Raw genomic sequence first — 21,770 nt, 5'->3', positions numbered from 1 at the left:
AGACAGACCACATACTCCGATTACGACTGCTGCGCAGCCGAGCGGGAGCAAGCTCCCTCGCCACAAAAAAAGCCAAGACACTTGCAACTGCGGACTGTTACTTTTAGCGCAACAGTCCTTTATGCAATCCACTCTTTTTCCCCTCGCCCAAGCCCCTTATCGTTGCCCCATCAAACAGCACTTGCCAAGCAAGAAGGTTCAAAAGATGTCCAACAGTATGGGTATTGCCAGCGCTTTCGTTTTGTCGTCCTTGCTTCTGTCTCCGTTCGCCATGGCTGAAGAGTCGCAGACATTCGTCGCACAAAATGCCGAACGCGCCAAGGCCTACGAACAGTATCAAAACGAACTGACAGCCAAGGCCCAAGAGGCTGCGCAAACCCCTCAAGCGTCGAGCACTCAAGCCCAGCCACGGGTTGAGAAAGACAGCTGATCCATACGTATCGCTCTGTTTCCCTCGACACTTTTCATCGGCTCTTCCCTTTGAAAAGTTGTCTTCAAAGCCGCTGCTATCAGCGGCTTTTTTTCGTGGTGGTTTTAAACCCCTGCCGTTCGTCTTCCCTGACAACAAACATCCGCACTTCAAAACAATGAAATACTTAGTTGACCCAAGGAGCTTTACCGCACGTGCGCTTCCCTCTCAGATTCAGTCCGCTGTTCATTGCAATCACTGCAACGATGGCCAACAACGCGCAGGCCGACGACGAATCCAGCCGCGAAGGCTTTGTCGATGGATCGAGCCTCAACCTCAATGCCCGCAACTACTACATGAACCGCAATCGCCTGCAAAAGGCCGATGACAACATCGAATGGGGTCAGGGCTTTCTCGGCCGCTTCGAATCGGGCTTCAGCCAGGGCACCGTCGGTTTCGGCGTTGATGCCCACGCGATGCTCGGGCTCAAGCTCGACGGCGGCGGTGGCACCGACGGGTCGAGCATCCTGCCGATCAGCGATGGCAACGGCAAGGCACCGGGCTCGTTTTCCACGGCTGGCGGCACCCTGAAAATGCGGGCCTTCGATACCGAATTGAAGGCCGGCGACCTGTTCCTTGCCAACCCGGTGATCGCCGGTGGCGAAACCCGCATGCTGCCGCAGACCTTTCGCGGCGTCAGCCTGACCAACCACAGTGTCGACGGGTTGATGATCGAGGGTGGTCAGGCCAGCTTCACCAAACTCTACAACCAGAGCGGCCACACCCGCATCGGCACGTCCTATGGCAGCCTGGCCGATGGCGATGAAAGCCGGCATTTGAATTGGGCCGGCGTGGCCTGGAGCGGCCTGCCGGGCCTGACCAGCAGCCTGTATGCGGCCGAACTCAAGGACATCTGGAACCAGTACTACTACGACCTGGATTACACCTATGCGCTGAATGACTTGGTCAGCCTCAACCCGGGCCTGCACTTCTATCACACGCAAGACACCGGCGATGCACTGCTGGGCAACATCGACAACAACACCTACAGCCTGCATTTCACCATTGGCGTGGGCAATCACAGCGTCACCGCCGCCTATCAGCGGGTCAACGGCAACACGCCGTTCGATTACATCAGCCAGGGCGACAGCATTTATCTCGACAACTCCCAGCAGTATTCGGACTTCAACGGTCCGAATGAGCGCTCGTGGAAACTCAAGTACGCCTACGACTTTGCTGGCCTCGACATGCCCGGCCTGACCTCGGCGGTGTCCTACTCACGGGGTGAACTGGACCTGACCAAGGTCGATCCGGACAGCCGCGGTTACGCCTCGTGGTACAGCGCCGACGGCAGAAACGCCAGGCATTGGGAGCGAGACATCGATCTCAAGTACGTGGTCCAGGGCGGCAAGGCCAAAGACCTGGCGATGCGTCTGCAATGGGCGTCTAACCGTGGCGGCAATGGTTACGGTGCGCTGGATCAGGACACGGATGAATACCGGGTAATTGTCGACTACCCGCTGAATGTCTTCTAAGCTTCTATTAGCAAAAGGCCAGCATGTTTTGCTGGCCTTTTTTTTATCCGGGATTTATATAGGCGCGCTGGACGCGACCGGTTTCTGGGACTCTGCCCGATTCTTGTAAAAGCACTTTCATAACGCCTTATTTGCAGAAGTCAGAACCATGAGTGTGAACAGTGCGAAATCCCGTGATCCGATCCGCTCGACACGCTCGGAGCGGCTTCTGGTTCTTAGTAGTGTGTTGTTGGTGATCGCAATACTGAGCATTGTCGCGTTCCTGCTGATCCGCGAACGCGCCAACGCCGAATCGTCCGCCGCTCGCGCCGCCAACAATATCGTGCAATTGATCGACGCCGACGTGCTGCGCAATGTCGAACTCTATGACGTGTCCCTGCTGGGTTTGATCGCGGCCTCCCAGCGTGAAGACCTCAAGAGCGTTTCCCCTGCCATCCGCCATCTGGCCTATTTCGACCGCGCCACTGCCGCGCCGTACAAGGGCAACATCTTGTTGCTCGACAACAAGGGCGACGTGATCGCCGACTCGGCCTCGGTGGAACCCAGAAAGAGCAACTTTGCCGATCGCGAATACTTCCAGTCCCACGTGAACAACCCGGACCCGGGCATGTTCATCAGTCGCCCCTTCAGGGCCAGGGCGCCGGAACAGGATTGGCGGATCAGTTTCAGCCGCCGGATGAACGGTCCCCAGGGCGAGTTCCTCGGTGTGGCCGAAGCCGCCATGCGTTTGAGTTACTTCGATCAGTTGTTCAACAGCTTGAGCATCGGTCGCGACAGTACGATCAATCTGATCAGCAAGGACGGGACTCTTCTGGCTCAGCAACCCCGTCTGGCCGAAGAACTGATCGGCAAGAACTTCAGTAATCGCCCCAATTTTCAGCGCATCGTCAAAGAAGGCAACGGCAGCTTCACCAGCATGTCCGATCGATACCATGACAAGCGCTTGTACACCTTCTCCAAGGTCGGGAACTTGCCGTTGATCGTCATCGTTGCGCTGTCCAGCGATGAAGTCTTTGCGGCCTGGAAGCGCACCGCGGTGGTAGTCACTTCTGCGACCGTTGCCCTGTGCGTGAGCCTGCTGTGGCTGACCTGGTTGCTCTGCCGGGAGCTGCGTCGACGCCAAAGTGCCGAGCAGGAACTGGCACAACTGGCCGCCACCGACCCCTTGACCGGTCTGGCCAATCGCCGAAGCCTGGATCAGGCCCTGCACCATGAATGGTTTCGTGCCCAACGTTCCGGTCAGCCGTTGTCGCTGTTGATGATCGATATCGATCACTTCAAGGCGTTCAATGATCGCCATGGCCACCAGGGTGGCGACGATGCCTTGCGCTCGGTGGCCAAGGTGATCGACACCCATGTCCGACGGCCGGCGGACCTGGTCGCCCGGTATGGTGGCGAGGAGTTTTCAGTGATCCTGGCTGAAACCGACAGCGCTGGAGCTCAGCAGATTGCCGAAAAAATCCGTATGGCGGTAGAGCAATTGCCGTTGGTGGGAGGTGATGTGTCACCGATTACTGTCAGTATTGGTATCAGTACCTGGACGACAGCAACCGATATCAGCCTGGAACAGTTGCTGTTTTCAGCGGACAAGGCGCTGTATCAGGCCAAGGAAAACGGGCGGAACCGGGTGGTCGCTGCGGGTTGATCTTTCCCGCAGGCATAAAAAAAGGCCACCCGAAGGTAGCCTTTAAAAAACTAGAGAGGTTTTTTGCTTACACGGCCGCAACAGGACGCATGTAAGAGATCGGTGCGGTGCTGGCGTCTTCGAACGTCACGACTTCCCAAGCATCTGTCTGCTCAATCAACTTTCGCAGCAGCTGGTTGTTCAATGCGTGTCCGGACTTGAAGCCCTTGAACTCACCAATCAGGCTATTGCCCAGCAGGTAGAGGTCACCAATCGCATCGAGGATTTTGTGCTTCACGAATTCGTCTTCATAGCGAAGGCCGTCTTCGTTCAGTACACCATCCGCGTCGACCACAATTGCGTTTTCAACGCTGCCGCCGAGTGCGAGGTTGTGCTTGCGCAGGTACTCGATATCACTCATGAAACCAAAGGTACGCGCGCGGCTGACTTCTTTTACGAACGAAGTGCTGGAAAAATCCACGCTTGCACTTTGTGTGCGGTCACGGAAAACCGGGTGATCGAAATCGATCTCGAAGCTCACTTTGAAACCTTCGAAAGGGACGAAAGTGGCGCGCTTGTCGCCGTCTTCCACTGTCACTTCCCGCAGGATCCGGATGAACTTCTTGGCAGCGTCCTGCTCTTCCAGGCCGGCCGATTGAATCAGGAATACGAAGGGTCCAGCGCTACCATCCATGATCGGGACTTCGGACGCGGAGAGCTCGACGTAGGCGTTATCGATGCCCAGGCCAGCCATGGCCGAGAGCAGGTGCTCCACCGTGTCCACTTTGACGTCACCGTTAACAAGCGTGGTCGACATAGTGGTTTCGCCAACGTTTTCCGCGCGGGCAGGAATCTGCACCACAGGGTCGAGGTCAGCACGACAAAACACAATGCCGGTGTCGACAGGCGCTGGCTTGAGGGTCAGGTAGACCTTCTCCCCGGAGTGCAGGCCGACACCTGTGGCACGGATAATATTCTTCAGGGTGCGTTGTTTAATCATGGCATGGGCCGCTTCAGCGCAAATTGCGAACTGGTATCAACAAAGGCTGGCGATGATAGCAGACCAGACCTTTGCTGAACACCAATCACCCTAATACCCCTGATACATTTCATCAATCGGCCTGACGACGCAGGAAAGCCGGGATGTCCAGGTAGTCCAGATCATCTTGCGGGTTCATCTTCGCGGCAGTCGCAGCACCGGCCTGAGCCTGGTTGCGCATGACGGTCGGACGGTCCAGGTCACGGTAGTTCACCGCAGGCTGTTCCTGACGAACAGGGGCTTGTTGTTGTGGCTGGGAGGCCATCGAGGTGTGAACGGTGTTGTCGATGACCTTCACAGGCTTCTCGATTTTAGCGCCCAGCCCCGTGGCAACCACAGTCACGTGCAGCTCGTCGCGCATGTCCGGATCGATAACGGTACCGACCTTGACCATTGCGTGCTCGGAAGCGAAGGCTTCGATGATGCTACCCACGTCGGAGTACTCACCCAGAGACAGGTCAGGACCGGCGGTGATGTTCACCAGAATGCCGCGTGCACCTTGCAGGTTCACGTCTTCGAGCAGCGGGTTGCGAATGGCCGCTTCGGTCGCCTCACGTGCACGGTTCGGACCGCTGGCGCAGCCAGTGCCCATCATCGCCATACCCATTTCGCTCATCACGGTACGCACGTCGGCGAAGTCGACGTTGATCATGCCCGGACGCTTGATGATGTCGGAGATACCGCGAACGGCGCCGGCCAGTACATCGTCGGCCTTGGCGAAAGCCGACAGGAGGCTTGCGTCTTTGCCGAGGATGGTCAGCAGCTTCTCGTTGGGAATGGTGATCAACGAGTCGACGCTTTCAGACAGCAGACGGATGCCCTCGTCAGCGAGCTGCATGCGCTTGCGGCCTTCGAACGGGAACGGACGGGTCACCACCGCAACGGTGAGGATCCCCATTTCCTTGGCCACTTCAGCAATGATTGGCGCTGCACCGGTACCGGTACCGCCGCCCATGCCGGTCGTGATGAACACCATGTTGGTGCCCTGCAGGACTTCGGCAATGCGCTCACGGTCTTCGAGAGCGGCCTGACGACCTACTTCAGGGTTGGCGCCGGCGCCCAGACCTTTGGTCACGCTGGTGCCCAGTTGCAGAATGGTCCGCGCGCTGATGCTTTTCAGCGCTTGGGCATCAGTGTTGGCGCAGATGAATTCAACGCCTTCAATGTTGCTCTTGACCATGTGATTGACAGCGTTGCCGCCGCCTCCGCCAACACCGATAACTTTAATAACCGGGCTTGCGGGGATGTTGTCTACGAGTTCGAACATTTTCCCTCTCCTTACATTCTCTAGTTTTTTCGCCTACTGCTTTTGAAGCGGTGTTGCGGTAAAGCTTTAGAAATTGCCTTGTACCCAGCTCTTGATGCGATCGAGCAGAGCGGCTTTCGGTTCGTCATTGCTGTAGCTGTCGCGGCTGCCGATGCCCGAGAACGAAATCCCGTCGGACTGCTTCTGCAGGCCGTACATCAACAGGCCAACGCCGGTGGAATAGATCGGGTTGCGGACCACGTCGTCCAGACCCTTGACGCCATGGGGCACGCCCAGGCGAACCGGCATGTGGAAGATCTCTTCGGCCAGTTCGACCGCGCCTTCCATCTTCGACGTACCGCCGGTCAGCACGATGCCGGCCGGGATCAGGTCTTCGTAGCCGCTGCGACGCAGTTCGGCCTGGATCAGGGTGAACAGCTCGTCGTAACGCGGCTCGACCACTTCGGCCAGGGCCTGGCGGGACAGTTCGCGCGGTGGACGGTCGCCGACACTCGGCACCTTGATGGTTTCGCCGGCACCGGCCAGTTTGGCCAGGGCGCAGGCGTAGCGAATCTTGATTTCTTCGGCGTACTGGGTCGGGGTGCGCAACGCCATCGCGATGTCGTTGGTCACCTGGTCGCCCGCAATCGGGATCACTGCGGTGTGGCGGATCGCGCCTTCGGTGAAGATCGCGATATCGGTGGTGCCGCCACCGATGTCCACCAGGCACACGCCCAGTTCTTTCTCGTCGTCGGTCAGCACCGAATACGCCGAAGCCAGCTGCTCGAGAATGATGTCGTCGATTTCCAGGCCGCAGCGACGCACGCATTTTTCAATGTTCTGTGCGGCGTTGACGGCGCAGGTGACCACGTGAACCTTGGCTTCCAGACGCACGCCGGACATGCCCAGGGGCTCGCGAACGCCTTCCTGGTTATCGATCACGTAATCCTGCGGCAGGGTGTGCAGCACGCGCTGGTCAGCCGGGATTGCCACAGCCTGGGCGGCGTCGAGGACGCGTTCAAGGTCGGCGGAGCTGACTTCGCGATCACGAATCGCCACGATGCCGTGGGAGTTCAGGCTGCGGATGTGATTGCCGGCCACGCCGACGAACGCCGAGTGGATCCGGCAACCGGCCATCAGCTGCGCTTCTTCGATAGCGCGCTGGATCGACTGGACGGTGGACTCGATGTTCACCACTACGCCTTTTTTCAGGCCGCGGGACGGATGTGTACCGATCCCGACGATTTCGAGCGTGCCGTCGTCCGCAACCTCGCCGACCAGCGCCACCACCTTGGAGGTGCCGATATCGAGACCGACGATCATTTTGCCGCTTTGCACGTTTGCCATGGGTCCTGCCTCTTCTTAATTCTTTGCGACAGCGGGTTGGGCTGTCGTCGGCGCTACAGGTTCCCGCCAGCCAACGGCGAGGCCGTTGGCGTAGCGCAGATCGATGCGCGCAATGTTCGTAATCTGCTCTTTGAGCGTCTTGTCATAGATGGCAATGAAGCGGCGCATCTTTTCCACCAGGTTGCCGCGTCCCAGCAGCAGTTCGATTCCGGGACCGGCGCTGCCTGCGCCGGTGGTCAGGAACCAGCTGCCTCGTTCACGCAACTCCAGGCGTGCAATCGAGAAACCCAATGGCCTGAGCATCTGGCTCAGCACCTGGTATTGCTGCATCACTTGCTGCTGGGCCCGCTGGGGGCCGAACAGCTGTGGCAAGTGTTCGTAGTTCGCCAGCTCGCGCGGGGTGAACGCCTGCCCCTGGTTGTTCAACAGCGACTCATCGCCCCAACGGGCCACCGGCAGTTGTTCTTCCAGGCGAATCACGACCTGATCCGGCCACACCCGACGCACTTCGGCGTGGGCAATCCATGGCATCTGTTCCAGCTCGGTGCGCATGCTCGCCAGGTCGATGGTGAAGAAGCTCGACGCCACGTACGGGGCGATCCGCTGCTGCACCGCTTGCTGGCTGATGTAACTCAAGTCGCCCTGCACGGCGATTTTGGTGATCGGCCGGTCGGCGTACGGCAGCAAACGCTGTGCGCCTTCGTAAGTACCGAACCCCAACGCCACCAGCAACACGGGCCAGAACAGGCTTTTCAGAAAACCGAAGTTGGCTTTCGGCAGGCGCACGGACATCGGCTCTTTGGCCACCATTCGGCTGGCACCCCGCGGCACCGGCTTGCGGCCGGGTGGTGCGGAGGGCTGATGTCTCAGCTGTGCGCCTTGCATGGTCTTACCCTCGTGGCTCAATGCTTGCGGCCAGAATCGCCAGAACCAGTTGCTGGAAATCCAGGCCGGCGGCACGGGCCGCCATTGGCACCAGACTGTGATCGGTCATGCCCGGTGCGGTGTTGACTTCCAGGAACCAGAACTGCCCGTCGGCGTCCTGCATCACGTCTGCCCTGCCCCAACCGGCGATACCCAGCGCCTCACAGGCTTTGGCCGTGAGCTCCATGAGTTCCTTTTCTTTGTCGCTGTCCAGGCCGCACGGAATGCGGTACTGGGTATCGTTGGCGATGTACTTGGCGTCGTAGTCGTAGAAACTGTGCGTCGTGCCCAGGGCAATTGGTGGCAACACCTGGTCACGCAAGGTGGCGATGGTGAACTCCGGACCATGAATCCATTGCTCGACCAACACTTGCGAATCGTAGGTACTGGCCGCTTTCCACGCCTCGATCAACTCGGGCGCGGACGTCACTTTGGCCATCCCGATACTGGAACCTTCATGGGCCGGTTTGACGATCAGCGGGAAGCCCAGTTCCGTGGCCGCCGAAATACAATCGGCCTCGGAGCTCAGTACCGCGTGGCGTGGCGTCGGAATGCCGAGGCTGTGCCAGACCTGCTTGGTGCGCAGTTTGTCCATGGCCAGGGCCGAGGCCAGAATGCCGCTGCCGGTGTACGGAATCCCTGCGCATTCGAGCAGGCCCTGCATGCTGCCGTCTTCACCGCCACGACCGTGGAGGATGATGAAGGCGCGGTCGATTTTTTCGTTCAGCAGGCGTTGCAGAAGGTCATCGCCCACATCAATACCGAACGCGTCCACACCGGCGCTTTGCAGTGCATCGAGCACCGCGTTACCCGACTTCAGGGACACTTCACGCTCGGCACTCTTGCCGCCGAACAGCACGGCAACGCGACCGAAATCCTTCGGCGCGACAGTGGAGACGAGGTTGGCGTAAGCAGCAGTCATTTCAACTTCCCCTCTACCGGTGCGGCAACGGCCCCGGCGAACAACGGACTGTTCAACAGTTTGGGTGCGAGGCCACCGATATCACCGGCGCCCTGGCACAGCAGAATGTCGCCGGCACGCAGCAGCGGCTTGACGATCGGCGCGAGGTCGATGCCGCGCTCGATGTAGATCGGGTCGAGCTGACCGCGCTGACGGATGCTGTTGCACAGCTTGCGGCTGTCGGCGCCTGGAATCGGCTCTTCGCCGGCCGGATAGACTTCCATCAGCAGCAGCACGTTGGCATCGGCCAGCACATTGACGAAATCGTCGTACAGATCGCGGGTGCGGCTGTAACGGTGCGGCTGGTAGACCATCACCAGACGGCGCTCCGGCCAGCCACCGCGCACGGCTTTGATCACGGCCGCGACTTCGGTCGGGTGGTGACCGTAGTCGTCCACCAGCATCACGTTGCCGCCTTCGACCGGCAGTTCGCCGTACACCTGGAAGCGACGGCCAACACCCTGGAACCCAGACAAGCCCTGGACGATGGCTTCATCGCTGACGCCTTCGTCGGTGGCGATGCAAATGGTCGCCAGCGCGTTCAGCACGTTGTGGTTGCCCGGCATGTTTACCGAGACATCCAGCGGCTCGCGATCAGGGCGCAGCACGGTGAAGAAAGTCTGCATGCCTTGCTGGCGTACGTTGATGGCGCGTACGTCGGCGTCATCGCCGAAGCCGTAAGTGACCGTCGGACGCTTCACCAGCGGGAGGATTTCACGCACCACCGGATCGTCCAGGCACACCACCGCCAAACCGTAGAACGGCAGGTTGTGCAGGAACTCGACGAAGGTTTTCTTCAGCTTGTTGAAGTCGCCGTCGTAGGTCGCCATGTGATCGGCGTCGATGTTGGTGACCACGGCCACCAGCGGCTGCAAGTGCAGGAAGCTGGCATCGCTTTCGTCGGCTTCGGCGATCAGGTAGCGGCTGGTGCCAAGCTGAGCATTGGTGCCCGCGGCATTCAGACGGCCACCGATGACGAACGTCGGGTCCAGGCCACCGGCGGCGAACACCGAAGCGATCAGGCTGGTGGTGGTGGTTTTGCCGTGGGTACCGGCGACGGCGATGCCGTGGCGGTAGCGCATCAGCTCGGCGAGCATCTCGGCACGCGGCACCACCGGAATCCGGCGTTCCAGCGCGGTCGCGACTTCCGGGTTGGACGTGTTGACGGCGCTCGACACCACCAGCACGTCGGCGGCTGCGGCGTTCTCGGCACGGTGGCCGATGAAAATATGCGCACCAAAAGATTCCAGGCGCTCGGTCACCGGCGAAGCTTTCAGGTCGGAACCGGACACTTGATAGCCCAGGTTCAGCAACACTTCGGCGATACCGCACATACCCACGCCGCCAATTCCGACGAAGTGGATACGACGGATACGGCGCATTTCCGGTTGTGGCATGGCTTTCTTGTTCTCAACCATGGGCCACCTCAAGGCAAGTATCGACCACGTTACGAGTGGCATCGGGTTTGGCCAGGCGGCGTGCCGCGCTGGCCATGTCGTTGAGTCGTTGCGGTTGCATCAAGACCTCTGTCAGGCGAGCGGCAAGGTCCGCTGCGCCAGTCGTTCTTTGCGGCATCAGGAAGGCAGCGCCTTCACGGGCCAAATAATCGGCGTTGCGGGTCTGGTGATCGTCGATCGCGTGGGGCAAAGGCACCAGCATCGAGGGCAGACCGGCGGCCGCCAGTTCACTGATGGTCAGCGCTCCTGCGCGGCACACCACCAGGTCGGCCCAGCCATAGGCTTGGGCCATGTCTTTGATGAATGGCTGCACTTGTGCCTCGACGCCAGCTGCGCGATAGCGCTCTGCAGTCACTTCATCGTGGTTTTTGCCGGCCTGATGGAACACGTCCGGGCGCAGGTCGGGGGCGACTTGCGACAGGGCTTCAGGCAGCAACTTGTTCAACGGCTCTGCGCCCAGGCTTCCGCCCAGGATCAGCAAACGCGCCTTGCGACCGGCCAGGGCAGGTCGCGGTGTTTCGAGGAACAGCTCGGTGCGCACCGGGTTCCCGGTGGTCCGACGGCTGTCCGACAGGGTAAAGGTGTCGGGGAACGCTTCACAGACTCGGGCGGCCAACGGCACCAGCAACCGATTGGCGGTACCGGCCACGGCGTTCTGCTCGTGAACGATGACCGGCACGCCGGCCAGTCTGGCTGCAACGCCGCCAGGACCAGTCACAAAACCACCAAAGCCGACCACACAGACTGGCTGCAGCTGACGAATGATCGCCCGCGCCTGCCAGATCGATTTGAGCAACATGACCGGCGCCTTGAGCAGGGACAATTTGCCCTTGCCGCGCAAACCGCTGGCGTGGATCCGATGCAATTCAATACCGGCCGCCGGCACCAGATCGTTTTCGATCCCGCGGGGCGTGCCGAGCCAGTGCACGGTGTAGCCGCGGGCCTGGAACTCACGCGCACAGGAAAGTGCCGGGAACACATGGCCCCCGGTGCCGCCGGCCATGATCAGTACGTTAGCGCCCATGCTTCGGCTCCTCGGCGAAGTCGCTCTCATGGAATTCCATTTCTTCGCTGCCCAAATGGGTTCGACTCTCCCACTCGATGCGCAGCAACAAGCCAAGACAGGCACAGCAGATCACCAACGAACTGCCGCCATAACTGAGGAATGGCAGGGTCAGACCTTTGGTCGGCAGCAGGCCGACGTTCACGCCGATGTTGATCAGGAACTGGCCGATCCACAGGAACGACAAGCCGTAAGCAACGTAGGCGGCAAAAAACTGTTTGGCTTTCTCGGCCCACAGGCCAATGTACATGCCCCGAATACACACGAAGACGAACAGCGCCACCGTGCACAAGGAACCCACGGCCCCCAGCTCTTCAGCCAGCACCGAAAACACGAAGTCGGTGTGGGCTTCCGGCAGGTAGAACTGTTTCTGCACGCTGTTGCCCAGGCCGACGCCCAGCCATTCGCCGCGACCGAAAGCGATCAAGGCCTGGGAGAGCTGATAGCCGGCACCGAACTGGTCGGCCCACGGATCGGCAAAGTTGGTCAGACGCGCCATTCGATACGGCTGCATCTGAATCAACAACACCACCGCCGCGACAGCCAGGACCACCATCAGGGAAAACCGGAACAGCCCGACCCCGCCGAGGAACAGCATCGCCGCAGCTGCCCCCATCATCACGACGGTGGCACCGAAGTCCGGCTCCATCAGCAACAGACCCGCCATTGGCAACAGCACGATGAATGGCTTGAAGAAGCCCATCCAGCTTTCACGCACTTCTTTCTGGCGACGCACCAGATAACCGGCGAGGTAGATCACCACGAACACCTTGGCGATCTCGGAAGGCTGAACGTTGAAGAAACTGAAGCCGATCCAGCGCATCGAACCGTTCACTTCCCGACCGATCCCCGGGACGATCACCATCACCAGCAAGCCGAACGCACCAATCAGCATCAGCCAGCCCAGGCGTTGCCAGGTGGCAATCGGAATCATCATGGTGACGATGCAGGCACCCAGGCCCAGCACAACGTAGATCAGGTGGCGAATCATGTAGTACAGGGCACTGCCCGACTGCACCGCCCCCACCTCGGTCGATGCCGAGGCAATCATGATCAGCCCCAGGCCGAGCAGTGCCAGGCAACCGGCGAGCATCGGGAAATCGAGGTCGATACCGCGTCCGGTGATCAGCGGCGATGGATACGGCTTGATGATGTTCTTCAAGCTCATGCCAGATCCTCCACGGCGCGGACGAACTGGTGACCACGGTCTTCATAGTTCTTGAACATGTCGAAGCTGGCGCAAGCCGGCGACAGCAGCACCGCGTCGCCCTTTTCGGCGATGGCGCGGCATTGCTCGACCGCTTCGATCAGCGAGCCGACGCGAATCAGTGGCACGGCATCGCCGATGGCCTCACCGATCTTGTCGGAATCACGGCCCATCAAAATGACGGCGCGGCAGTTGGCCGCCACCGGATCACGCAAATCCTTGAATTCGGCGCCCTTGCCATCGCCACCGGCGATCAGCACAAGCTTGCCGTCGATGTCCGCCCCCAGGCCTTCGATGGCCGCCAATGCGGCGCCGACGTTGGTGGCTTTGGAATCGTTGTAGTAGCTCACGCCATCAAGGTCGCGGACCCACTGGCAGCGATGCTCGAGCCCGGCGAAATTGCGCAGGGCTGAAAGCATGGCGTCGAATGGCAGGCCGACGGCGTGGCCGAGCGCCAATGCCGCGAGGGCGTTGGACTGGTTATGCGCACCACGAACTTTCAGCTCGCGTACCGGCATCAGGTTCTGGAATTCAAAGGCCAGGTATTTCTCGCCATCCTCTTCCCGAATGCCGAAGGCCTTGAAGTCGGGTTTGTTCAAACCGAAGGTCCAGCACGGCTGACCTTCACCCATCAGCGGACGGCTCAGGGCGTCCTGACGGTTGACCACAAACTGCCTGGCGCCCCGGAAGATCCGGTGCTTGGCCAAGTGATAGGCCGGCAGACCGCTGTAGCGGTCCATGTGGTCTTCACTGATGTTGAGCACGGTCGCCACTTCGGCGTTGAGCTGATCGGTGGTTTCGAGCTGGAAGCTCGACAGTTCCATCACGTACAGCTCGATGTCGTCGCTGAGCAAATCCAGCGCCGGTGTGCCGAGGTTGCCACCAACGGCAACACGCTTGCCGGCCGCAGCCGCCATCTCGCCGACCAGGGTGGTGACGGTGCTTTTGGCGTTGGAACCGGTAATGGCGACAATCGGCGCTTTCGCGTTACGCGCGAACAGCTCGATGTCTCCGGACATTTTCACGCCACGGGCGGCGGCAGCCTGCAGGGCCGGGGTCGCCAGCGCCAGGCCGGGGCTCACGTAGAGCTCGTCGGCACGGCACAGGAATTCGACGTCCAGCTCGCCACAACGCACTTCCACGTGCGGATAGTCACGCTTGAGCGTGGCCAGTTCCGGTGGATTTTCCCGCGTATCGGCGACAGCAAACGACACGCCCCGGTTCGCCAGGAAGCGAACCAGGGACATGCCGCTCTTGCCGAGGCCGACAACGATGCGGAAGTGGTCAGAAGCGATCAGAGACACTCGTTCTACCTCAGCTTCAGGGTGGCAAGGCCGATCAACACGAGAATCACGGTGATGATCCAGAAACGGACGATCACACGCGGCTCGGGCCAGCCCTTGAGTTCAAAGTGGTGGTGAATCGGTGCCATGCGGAACACACGGCGACCGGTCAGCTTAAAGGAGGCGACCTGAATGACGACTGACAGGGTCTCCATCACGAACACACCGCCCATGATGAACAGGACGATTTCCTGACGGACGATCACTGCGATGGTGCCCAGGGCCGCACCCAGCGCCAGCGCGCCAACGTCGCCCATGAAGACTTGTGCCGGATAGGTGTTGAACCAGAGGAACCCCAGGCCAGCACCGATCAAGGCGCCGCAGAACACAATCAGCTCACCCGCGCCCGGTACGTAAGGAATCAGCAGGTATTCGGCGAACTTCACGTTACCCGACAGGTAGCAGAAGATCCCCAGGCCGCCGCCGACCATCACGGTGGGCATGATCGCCAGACCGTCGAGGCCGTCGGTCAGGTTGACCGCGTTGCTCGAGCCGACAATCACGAAATAGGTCAGGACGATGAAGCCTGCGCCCAGCGGAATGCTGTAGTCCTTGAGCATCGGCAGGATCAGGGTGGTTTCCACCGGCGTCGCGGCAGTCATATAAAGGAAGATTGCCGCGCCCAGGCCGAACACCGACTGCCAGAAATATTTCCAGCGGCTCGGAAGGCCGCGGGAGTTTTTCTCGATGACTTTGCGATAGTCGTCAACCCAGCCGATGGCGCCGAACAGCAGGGTCACCAACAACACGACCCAAACGTAACGGTTGGTCAGGTCAGCCCAAAGCAAGGTGCTGACGCCGATGGAGGAAAGAATCAGCGCGCCGCCCATGGTCGGGGTGCCCGACTTCGACAGGTGCGATTGCGGGCCGTCGTTGCGAACGGATTGACCGATCTGACGGTTCTGCAGAGTGCGGATCATCCACGGGCCATAGCACAGCGACAAGACCAGCGCGGTCAGTACACCGAGAATCCCGCGCAGGGTCAGGTACTGAAAGACCGCGAAGCCTTTGTAGAACTGTTGCAGATACTCCGCTAGCAGCAGCAGCATTAATGTTTCTCCAGACTGGTCCCGCACAAAGCGGCAACGATGTTTTCCATCGCAGCGCTACGCGAGCCCTTGATCAAAAAGGTAGTGTTTGTGTCCTGCTCAGCTTCCAGCGCCTTGATCAGTTCAGCCTGTGTGCTGAAGTGAAAGGCCTGCTCGCCGAAAGCGTTCACGGCGTGAGCCATCATTGGCCCGACGGCGTAAAGCGCGGAAACCTTGCCGCGGGCGTACTCGCCCACATCGCGGTGCCCCTGCTCTGCCCACGCGCCCAACTCGCCGATATCCCCGAGCACCAAAACGGTGCGGCCGGAAAAGCCGGCGAGTATATCAACGGCGGCGCACATAGAGGTGGGGTTCGCGTTGTATGTGTCATCGATTACGCGCATGCCGTTAGGCGCCAGTTGCGCGACGGTGCGGCCCTTGACCGGTTGCACCGCGCCAAGGCCGGTGGCGATGCCGAACAGCGACACACCCAAGGCATGCGCGGCAGCGGCAGCGGCCATGGCATTGGCCACGTTGTGGGTGCCGAGCAGATTCAGCTGAACCCGTTCCACACCTTCAGGGCTGTGCAGGTTGAACGCCGGGCAACCGCGGGCATCGCGGTCCAGGTCGCTGGCATGGAAATCGGCGTTGACGTTGCTCAGGGCAAAAGTCAGCACTTTTCGACCGGCGGCACGGGTCTTCCAGATGTCGAAGGCCTTGTCGTCGAGATTCAGCACGGCGATGCCATCGGCATCCAGCCCTTCGAGAAGCTCGCCCTTGGCTTCGACGATTTTTTCCGGCCCGCCGAACTCACCAACGTGGGCGGTCCCGGCGTTGTTGATGATGGCCACGTGGGGTTTGGTCATGGCGACGGTGTAGGCAATCTCGCCAATGCGCGAAGCGCCGAGTTCGATCACGGCGGCGGTGTGTTCCGGCGCCAGTTCGAGCAGGGTCAGCGGAGCACCGAGGTCATTGTTCAGGTTGCCACGGGTCGCCAGCACCGGACCGCGCGTGCGCAGGATGCTTGCCAGCATTTCCTTGACCGTGGTCTTGCCGCTGGAACCGGTAACGGCCGCGACCGGCTGAGTGAACGCGGCACGGTTGATCGCACCCAACTGGCCGAGGGCCTGGCGGGTGTCCTTGACCAGCAGTTGCGGCAGCGAGCTGTCGGCAACTTCGCGTTCGACCAGAGCACCCACGGCGCCTTTGGCGGCGACGTCATTCAGGTAGTCATGGCCATCGAAACGCGGGCCGGCCAGAGCAATAAACAATTGGCCGGGCTTGATCGCCCGGCTGTCGATGCTGACGCCGTCGAAGCTGGTATCACCGGCAATCAAACGAGCATTCAGTGCGCCGGTCAGTTCGCTCAGTTTCAAGGCTTTAAGCATGGGCCACCTCCCACGCGGTCAGGGCATGATCGGCCTCGACCAAATCGGAGAAAGCGAGGCGTTCGCCATTGATTTCCTGATAGTCCTCATGACCTTTACCAGCCAGGACAATCACGTCATCCGCCGAAGCGCTGGCGATCAACCGGGCAATCGCCTGGCCACGACCGGCGACGAAGGTGACTTTATCCACAGCGGTGAAACCGGCACGGATGTCGTCGAAAATCGCGGCCGGGTCTTCGGTGCGCGGGTTGTCGTCGGTGACCAGCACACCATCGGCCAGACGCTCGACCACTTCAGCCATCAGCGGACGCTTGCCGCGGTCGCGATCACCGCCGCAACCGAACAGGCACAGCAACCGGCCTTTGGCGTGAGGACGCAGGGCCATCAAGACTTTTTCCAGCGCATCCGGTGTGTGGGCGTAATCGACCACCACCAACGGCTGAGTGCCGCCGCCCAGACGCTGCATGCGACCGGCCGGGCCTTCGAGTTTCGGCAGCACGTTGAGGATTTCGTCCAGCGCGTAGTCCAGACCGAGTAAGGCACCGACCGCGGCCAACACGTTGCTCAGGTTGAAACGGCCGAGCAAGGTGCTGCGCAAATGGTGTTCGCCCTGCGGCGTAACCAGCGTGGCGCGCACGCCTTCGTCACTGAACTGCGCTTCGCGGCAATACAGGTAAGCGCGGGAGTCTTCCAGGCTGTAAGTGATCAGCCGCGACTCCCCCTCATCAGCCGCCAGTTGCCGGCCAAAATCGTCGTCGAGGTTGACCACCCGGCACTTCAGATCATTCCAGGCAAACAACTTGGCCTTTGTTTCGCCATAGGCCTGCATGGTGCCGTGGTAATCCAGATGATCGCGCGACAGGTTGGTCATCACCGCCACATCGAAGGCCAGTGCGGTTACGCGGCCCTGATCCAGCCCATGGGAAGAGACTTCCATGGCCACGGCTTTGGCACCGGCCTTTTTCAGGTCGGCGAGGGTTGCTTGCAGCGCAATCGGGTTCGGCGTGGTGTGCAAGCCGCTTTCCAGCGCGCCATGGAAACCGGAGCCCAGAGTGCCAACGATACCGCAGTGTTGACCGAGCAAATCGAGGGCTTGCGCGACCAATTGGGTCACGCTGGTTTTACCGTTGGTGCCGGTCACGCCGATCAGGTTCATGTGACGGCTCGGGTCGCCGTAAAAGCGCCCGGCGATATCCGACAGCTGCGCCGCCAGGCCTTTGACCGGAATCAGCGGCACGTCGGTAATCGGCAGCACGGTCGCGCCTTCGACTTCATAAGCCACGGCGGCAGCACCGCGCTGCAAGGCGTCGGCGATGTGCGCACGACCGTCGAACTTGCCACCAGGGACCGCAAGGAACAAATCACCTGCCCGTACGTTACGGCTGTCCAGCGCCAATTCGCGGATCAATAGATCATGGCCGGCGTGGGCGAAAATCTTGTTCAGGCTCAGCGACATCAGCCGCGCCCTCCATTAGCTTTCAGCGGAACGACCGGTGCGGCGTTCGCTTGTTGAGTGGCTGGCAGGTTGTCCGGGGTGATGTTCATCAGGCGCAAGGTCCCGGACATCACTTTGCTGAACACCGGCGCCGATACCAGACCACCGAAGTAACCGGCCTTGGTCGGTTCGTCGATCACCACCACGATCGCGTAACGCGGGTCGCTCATCGGGCCGAAACCGGCGAACAGCGAGCGGTAGGAGTTCTCGGCGTAGCCTTTGGTTCCGACCGACGTCTTACGCGCAGTACCCGACTTGCCGCCCACGTGATACGCCGGCACCTGCGCACGGAATACGCCGCGCGGGGCTTCGATCACTTGTTGCAGCATGCCTTGCATGGTTTTCGCGACGGCTTCCGGCAGCACCTGAGTGGTTTGCGGCGCCTTGTCGGTTTTGATCAGGGTCAACGGCGCGAGGCGACCATTGTTGGCCAGGGCCGAGAAGGCGTGGACCAACTGGATCGCGGTCACGGAAATACCGTAGCCGTAGGACAGCGTGGCGGTTTCAGCCTTGCGCCATTCGCGGTAGTTCGGCAGGTTGCCGACGCGCTCACCCGGGAAACCCAAGCCGGTGTCCTGGCCGAGGCCAACTTTCTGTGCCAGGCGGAAAATCGTTTCGCCACCGATATCGAACGCGACCTTACTCATGCCGACGTTACTGGAATTGATCAGGATACCGGTCAGGTCGAGCACCGGACCTTCGGTCTTGGATACGTCCTTGATGGTGTATTTACCAATCTGCAAGCTGCCCGGGTACACCTCGACGGTGTCGCTCGGTTTCCAGCGCCCGGTTTCGATCGCGGCGCTCATGGAGATCGCTTTCATGGTCGAACCCGGCTCGAACACGTCGATCATCGCGCGGTTGCGCATCATCGCCGGTTGCAGGTTGCGACGGTTGTTCGGGTTGTAGGTCGGCTGGTTGACCATGGCGAGAATCTCGCCGGTCTTCACGTCCATGATCACCAGGCTACCGGCCTTGGCGCCGTTCTCGATGATCGCGTTGCGCAGCTCGCGGTTGGCCAGGTATTGCAGGCGCAGGTCAATGGACAACGCCAAGGGCTTGCCGGCCTTGGCGTTTTTGGTGACCTGGACATCTTTAATCAACCGGCCGCGCCGGTCCTTGATGACCTGTCGCTTGCCGGGCACCCCGGCCAGCCATTCGTCGTAGGCCAGCTCGACGCCTTCGCGCCCGTGATCGTCGATGTCGGTAAAGCCGACCATGTGGGCAGTGACTTCACCGGCCGGGTAGAAACGCCGGAACTCTTCGATGCCATAGACGCCCGGCACTTTCAGATCGAGCACAGCCTGGCCCTGCTCGGGGGTCAGCCCGCGCACCAGGTAAATGAATTCTTTGTTGGCCTGGGCTTCGAGACGTTCGGCCAGGGCTTTGGGGTCCTGCCCCAGGGCAGCCGCCAGTGCCGGCCATTTCTCTTTGGCCAGCTGCATTTCCTTGGCGTTGGCCCACAGGGTGGTGACCGGGGTACTCACGGCCAATGGCTCGCCGTTACGGTCGGTGATCAGACCACGGTGAGCCGGAATCGGAATATGACGAACACTGCGCGCGTCGCCCTGACCTTTAAGGAAGTCACGGTCGACCACTTGCAGATCAATGATGCGCCAGGAAATCGCCGCCACCATGATGCCGAGCAAGCCCAGCACCAGACGGAATCGCCACGGGAAGAGTGCGCCTTCGAGTTTCATCATGGCGCCACCATCTGCACTTCAGCAGCGCCAGGAATACGCATCTTCAGTTGCTCGGTCGCCAACACTTCGATACGGCTGTGGGCGGTCCAGGTGCTTTGTTCGAGAATCAACCGGCCCCACTCCGCCTGCGCCTTGTCGCGCACGCTCAATTCGTTGTACAGCGAATTCAACAACTGACGGTTCCAGTGGGCGCTATAGGACACGCCGATGGCCGATACGAGCACACCGATAAACAGCAGCAGCATGAAAAAGCTTCCGCCGGGAAGTGGTTTGGCGAAAAGCTTGCTCACCGCAGTTTCTCCGCGACGCGCATGATGGCGCTACGGGAACGTGGGTTGGCTTTGAGTTCGGCCTCGGAGGCGGACTGCGCTTTGCCATGGACTTTGATTTTCGGTTCGAAGGCGACGTGACGGACCGGCAAGTTGCGCGGCAGGTTATCAGCCTCGCCCTTCACCAGTTTGCGCATGAACAGTTTGACGATGCGGTCTTCCAGCGAGTGGAAGCTGATCACTACCAGACGACCGCCGACTTCCAGGCACTCCAGCGCGGCTTCGAGACCGGTTTCCAGATCGCCCAGTTCGTTGTTGACGTGAATACGCAGCCCCTGGAATGCACGGGTCGCCGGGTTCTTGCCCTTTTCCCACGCAGGGTTGGCGACTTTCAGCACTTCCGCCAGATCGCCAGTGCGTTCGAATGGCTTGATGTCGCGACGTTCGGCCACGGCACGCGCCATGCGGCCGGAGAAACGTTCTTCGCCGTACTCCTTGAACACCCGGGCGATTTCTTCCACCGGCGCGGTGTTGACGAACTCGGCGGCGCTGATCCCGCGGGACGGGTCCATACGCATGTCCAACGGGCCGTCGTTGAGAAAACTGAAGCCGCGCTCAGGGTCGTCGAGCTGAGGCGAAGACACGCCCAGGTCAAGCAGAACACCGCTGACCTTGCCGGCCAGACCGCGTTCGGCGACTTCCGAACCGAGCTCGGCAAAGCTGCGCTGTACAACGACAAAGCGGCCGTCTTCGGCCGCTAGCGTTTGCCCGGTGGCAATCGCTTGAGGATCTTTGTCGAACCCGAGCAACCGACCATCGGGCCCGAGCTTGCTGAGGATCAACCGGCTATGTCCGCCGCGTCCGAACGTGCCGTCCAGATAGCAGCCATCAGGACGTACGGCGAGAGCCTCGACGGCTTCGTCAAGCAGTACGGTGATGTGGTTAAAGCCGCTATCAATAGTCACAGGATCAAATCACGCAGTTCATCAGGCATGGCGCCCGGTTGTTGAATAGCAGCCAGGTCAGCGGCAGAAACCGCATTCCAGGCATCCTCGTCCCACAATTGGAACTTGTTCAGTTGGCCTACCAACATCGCGCGCTTATCCAACTTGGCATATTCGCGAAGACGCGGCGGAACCAGAAAACGACCACTGCCATCGAGTTCGAGGTCGACGGCATTACCAATGAGTAAACGTTGCAGGCGGCGGTTTTCTTCGCGAAGCGAAGGCAGTGCGCGCAGTTTGGTTTCGATAATTTCCCACTCATCGAGGGGATAAACACACAAACACGGATCAACGGCATCGATGGTGACGATTAATTGACCGGAACTACGCGAAACGAGCTCGTCACGGTACCGGCTCGGCATGGCGAGACGGCCCTTTGCATCGAGACTGATAGCGTTAGCTCCGCGAAACACGTCAGCGTTTCTCCAAATATTAGCGTTTTGCGCTCAAAAAACCCACTTCATGCCACTTTCCGCCACTTGCGCACACTATAGGAATGCGCCCACCACACCGTCAAGGCGCGGATAGAAGGAAAAGCCTTACAGAACGGAGATTTAGGAGCGTAAAAGGAGGGGAAACGAGAATCTGACGGGTGAATTTGTTCAATAACTTGAGTCAGCACAGAAGGCTGCGCTCAGAAGTTAAAGTAGTTTGTTAAGAGTAAGATTTTTTCGGTATTACAAAAGCGCTTCTGCTATTGATTCAGCAGGGAGGGAAATTGCCATTAC

The 21,770-nt window shown here is 60.2% G+C and carries 19 protein-coding genes; 3 read left to right on the top strand and 16 right to left on the bottom strand.

Annotated elements, in window-relative coordinates; genetic code table 11:
• Positions 1 to 205 precede the first annotated feature (205 nt).
• From ACEN9A_RS04090 to ACEN9A_RS04080, 3 genes are all read left to right on the top strand, one after another.
• On the top strand, positions 206 to 430 hold the full coding sequence (locus tag ACEN9A_RS04090; protein ID WP_258672403.1) for a hypothetical protein: 225 nt from the start codon (positions 206 to 208) through the stop codon (positions 428 to 430).
• A gap of 194 nt (positions 431 to 624) precedes the next feature.
• Positions 625 to 1,944, top strand: a complete 1,320-nt coding sequence (locus tag ACEN9A_RS04085) for an OprD family porin (RefSeq protein WP_258672402.1) — start codon at positions 625 to 627, stop codon at positions 1,942 to 1,944.
• A gap of 148 nt (positions 1,945 to 2,092) precedes the next feature.
• Positions 2,093 to 3,589 carry a sensor domain-containing diguanylate cyclase gene (locus tag ACEN9A_RS04080; protein WP_258672401.1) on the top strand — a complete coding sequence of 499 codons (1,497 nt, stop codon included), beginning with the start codon at positions 2,093 to 2,095 and terminating at the stop codon, positions 3,587 to 3,589.
• 67 nt (positions 3,590 to 3,656) lie between these two features.
• Here the strand turns inward: ACEN9A_RS04080 and lpxC are convergent, their stop codons facing one another.
• The 16 genes from lpxC to mraZ form a co-directional block, all read right to left on the bottom strand.
• A complete protein-coding gene (gene lpxC, locus ACEN9A_RS04075) occupies positions 3,657 to 4,568 on the bottom strand; it encodes a UDP-3-O-acyl-N-acetylglucosamine deacetylase (protein WP_007939852.1) in 912 nt (303 codons plus the stop codon).
• Positions 4,569 to 4,680: 112 nt separating this feature from the next.
• Positions 4,681 to 5,874 (bottom strand): cell division protein FtsZ, encoded by a 1,194-nt coding sequence (ftsZ, locus tag ACEN9A_RS04070; RefSeq protein WP_007939850.1) that lies wholly within the window; start codon positions 5,872 to 5,874, stop codon positions 4,681 to 4,683.
• A gap of 66 nt (positions 5,875 to 5,940) precedes the next feature.
• A complete protein-coding gene (ftsA, locus tag ACEN9A_RS04065; RefSeq protein ID WP_007939849.1) occupies positions 5,941 to 7,200 on the bottom strand; it encodes a cell division protein FtsA in 1,260 nt (419 codons plus the stop codon).
• 15 nt (positions 7,201 to 7,215) lie between these two features.
• Positions 7,216 to 8,085 carry a cell division protein FtsQ/DivIB gene (locus ACEN9A_RS04060; protein WP_007939848.1) on the bottom strand — a complete coding sequence of 290 codons (870 nt, stop codon included), beginning with the start codon at positions 8,083 to 8,085 and terminating at the stop codon, positions 7,216 to 7,218.
• Positions 8,086 to 8,089: 4 nt separating this feature from the next.
• Positions 8,090 to 9,046, bottom strand: a complete 957-nt coding sequence (locus tag ACEN9A_RS04055) for a D-alanine--D-alanine ligase (RefSeq protein ID WP_258672400.1) — start codon at positions 9,044 to 9,046, stop codon at positions 8,090 to 8,092.
• Positions 9,043 to 10,503 (bottom strand): UDP-N-acetylmuramate--L-alanine ligase, encoded by a 1,461-nt coding sequence (gene murC, locus ACEN9A_RS04050; protein WP_018930135.1) that lies wholly within the window; start codon positions 10,501 to 10,503, stop codon positions 9,043 to 9,045. Before murC ends, ACEN9A_RS04055 begins: the two co-directional genes overlap by 4 nt.
• Complete coding sequence (gene murG, locus ACEN9A_RS04045) at positions 10,496 to 11,566, bottom strand: undecaprenyldiphospho-muramoylpentapeptide beta-N-acetylglucosaminyltransferase (RefSeq protein ID WP_258672399.1); 1,071 nt, start codon at positions 11,564 to 11,566, stop codon at positions 10,496 to 10,498. Before murG ends, murC begins: the two co-directional genes overlap by 8 nt.
• Positions 11,556 to 12,773 carry a putative lipid II flippase FtsW gene (gene ftsW, locus ACEN9A_RS04040; protein ID WP_408981106.1) on the bottom strand — a complete coding sequence of 406 codons (1,218 nt, stop codon included), beginning with the start codon at positions 12,771 to 12,773 and terminating at the stop codon, positions 11,556 to 11,558. Before ftsW ends, murG begins: the two co-directional genes overlap by 11 nt.
• Complete coding sequence (murD, locus tag ACEN9A_RS04035) at positions 12,770 to 14,116, bottom strand: UDP-N-acetylmuramoyl-L-alanine--D-glutamate ligase (protein WP_258672398.1); 1,347 nt, start codon at positions 14,114 to 14,116, stop codon at positions 12,770 to 12,772. Before murD ends, ftsW begins: the two co-directional genes overlap by 4 nt.
• Positions 14,117 to 14,121: 5 nt before the next feature.
• Positions 14,122 to 15,204 (bottom strand): phospho-N-acetylmuramoyl-pentapeptide-transferase, encoded by a 1,083-nt coding sequence (gene mraY / locus ACEN9A_RS04030; RefSeq protein WP_008016698.1) that lies wholly within the window; start codon positions 15,202 to 15,204, stop codon positions 14,122 to 14,124.
• A complete protein-coding gene (locus ACEN9A_RS04025) occupies positions 15,204 to 16,571 on the bottom strand; it encodes a UDP-N-acetylmuramoyl-tripeptide--D-alanyl-D-alanine ligase (RefSeq protein ID WP_258672397.1) in 1,368 nt (455 codons plus the stop codon). Before ACEN9A_RS04025 ends, mraY begins: the two co-directional genes overlap by 1 nt.
• Complete coding sequence (locus ACEN9A_RS04020) at positions 16,564 to 18,027, bottom strand: UDP-N-acetylmuramoyl-L-alanyl-D-glutamate--2,6-diaminopimelate ligase (RefSeq protein WP_258672395.1); 1,464 nt, start codon at positions 18,025 to 18,027, stop codon at positions 16,564 to 16,566. Before ACEN9A_RS04020 ends, ACEN9A_RS04025 begins: the two co-directional genes overlap by 8 nt.
• Positions 18,027 to 19,766, bottom strand: a complete 1,740-nt coding sequence (locus ACEN9A_RS04015; RefSeq protein ID WP_019651807.1) for a peptidoglycan D,D-transpeptidase FtsI family protein — start codon at positions 19,764 to 19,766, stop codon at positions 18,027 to 18,029. The genes ACEN9A_RS04020 and ACEN9A_RS04015 overlap by 1 nt, the downstream gene beginning before the upstream one ends.
• On the bottom strand, positions 19,766 to 20,059 hold the full coding sequence (gene ftsL, locus ACEN9A_RS04010; protein ID WP_003205353.1) for a cell division protein FtsL: 294 nt from the start codon (positions 20,057 to 20,059) through the stop codon (positions 19,766 to 19,768). Before ftsL ends, ACEN9A_RS04015 begins: the two co-directional genes overlap by 1 nt.
• Positions 20,056 to 21,003 carry a 16S rRNA (cytosine(1402)-N(4))-methyltransferase RsmH gene (gene rsmH, locus ACEN9A_RS04005; protein ID WP_408981105.1) on the bottom strand — a complete coding sequence of 316 codons (948 nt, stop codon included), beginning with the start codon at positions 21,001 to 21,003 and terminating at the stop codon, positions 20,056 to 20,058. Before rsmH ends, ftsL begins: the two co-directional genes overlap by 4 nt.
• Positions 21,000 to 21,455 carry a division/cell wall cluster transcriptional repressor MraZ gene (gene mraZ, locus ACEN9A_RS04000; protein WP_003205355.1) on the bottom strand — a complete coding sequence of 152 codons (456 nt, stop codon included), beginning with the start codon at positions 21,453 to 21,455 and terminating at the stop codon, positions 21,000 to 21,002. The genes rsmH and mraZ overlap by 4 nt, the downstream gene beginning before the upstream one ends.
• Between the last annotated feature and the right edge of the window lie 315 nt (positions 21,456 to 21,770).

The sequence above is a fragment of the Pseudomonas sp. Pseusp18 genome (assembly GCF_059506005.1).
This window is presented reverse-complemented; position numbering and strand designations above follow the sequence as displayed.

What these genes read in the sequence shown, in the direction of transcription:
- ACEN9A_RS04055 (WP_258672400.1), bottom strand. Translation starts at nt 9,046, where the DNA reads ATGACTGCTGCTTACGCCAACCTCGTCTCCACTGTCGCGCCGAAGGAT.
- lpxC (WP_007939852.1), bottom strand. Translation starts at nt 4,568, where the DNA reads ATGATTAAACAACGCACCCTGAAGAATATTATCCGTGCCACAGGTGTC.
- ACEN9A_RS04060 (WP_007939848.1), bottom strand. Translation starts at nt 8,085, where the DNA reads ATGCAAGGCGCACAGCTGAGACATCAGCCCTCCGCACCACCCGGCCGC.
- ACEN9A_RS04020 (WP_258672395.1), bottom strand. Translation starts at nt 18,027, where the DNA reads ATGTCGCTGAGCCTGAACAAGATTTTCGCCCACGCCGGCCATGATCTA.
- ACEN9A_RS04090 (WP_258672403.1), top strand. Translation starts at nt 206, where the DNA reads ATGTCCAACAGTATGGGTATTGCCAGCGCTTTCGTTTTGTCGTCCTTG.
- murC (WP_018930135.1), bottom strand. Translation starts at nt 10,503, where the DNA reads ATGGTTGAGAACAAGAAAGCCATGCCACAACCGGAAATGCGCCGTATC.
- ACEN9A_RS04025 (WP_258672397.1), bottom strand. Translation starts at nt 16,571, where the DNA reads ATGCTTAAAGCCTTGAAACTGAGCGAACTGACCGGCGCACTGAATGCT.
- ACEN9A_RS04080 (WP_258672401.1), top strand. Translation starts at nt 2,093, where the DNA reads ATGAGTGTGAACAGTGCGAAATCCCGTGATCCGATCCGCTCGACACGC.
- ftsW (WP_408981106.1), bottom strand. Translation starts at nt 12,773, where the DNA reads ATGAGCTTGAAGAACATCATCAAGCCGTATCCATCGCCGCTGATCACC.
- ftsZ (WP_007939850.1), bottom strand. Translation starts at nt 5,874, where the DNA reads ATGTTCGAACTCGTAGACAACATCCCCGCAAGCCCGGTTATTAAAGTT.
- ACEN9A_RS04015 (WP_019651807.1), bottom strand. Translation starts at nt 19,766, where the DNA reads ATGAAACTCGAAGGCGCACTCTTCCCGTGGCGATTCCGTCTGGTGCTG.
- murG (WP_258672399.1), bottom strand. Translation starts at nt 11,566, where the DNA reads ATGGGCGCTAACGTACTGATCATGGCCGGCGGCACCGGGGGCCATGTG.
- ftsA (WP_007939849.1), bottom strand. Translation starts at nt 7,200, where the DNA reads ATGGCAAACGTGCAAAGCGGCAAAATGATCGTCGGTCTCGATATCGGC.
- mraY (WP_008016698.1), bottom strand. Translation starts at nt 15,204, where the DNA reads ATGCTGCTGCTGCTAGCGGAGTATCTGCAACAGTTCTACAAAGGCTTC.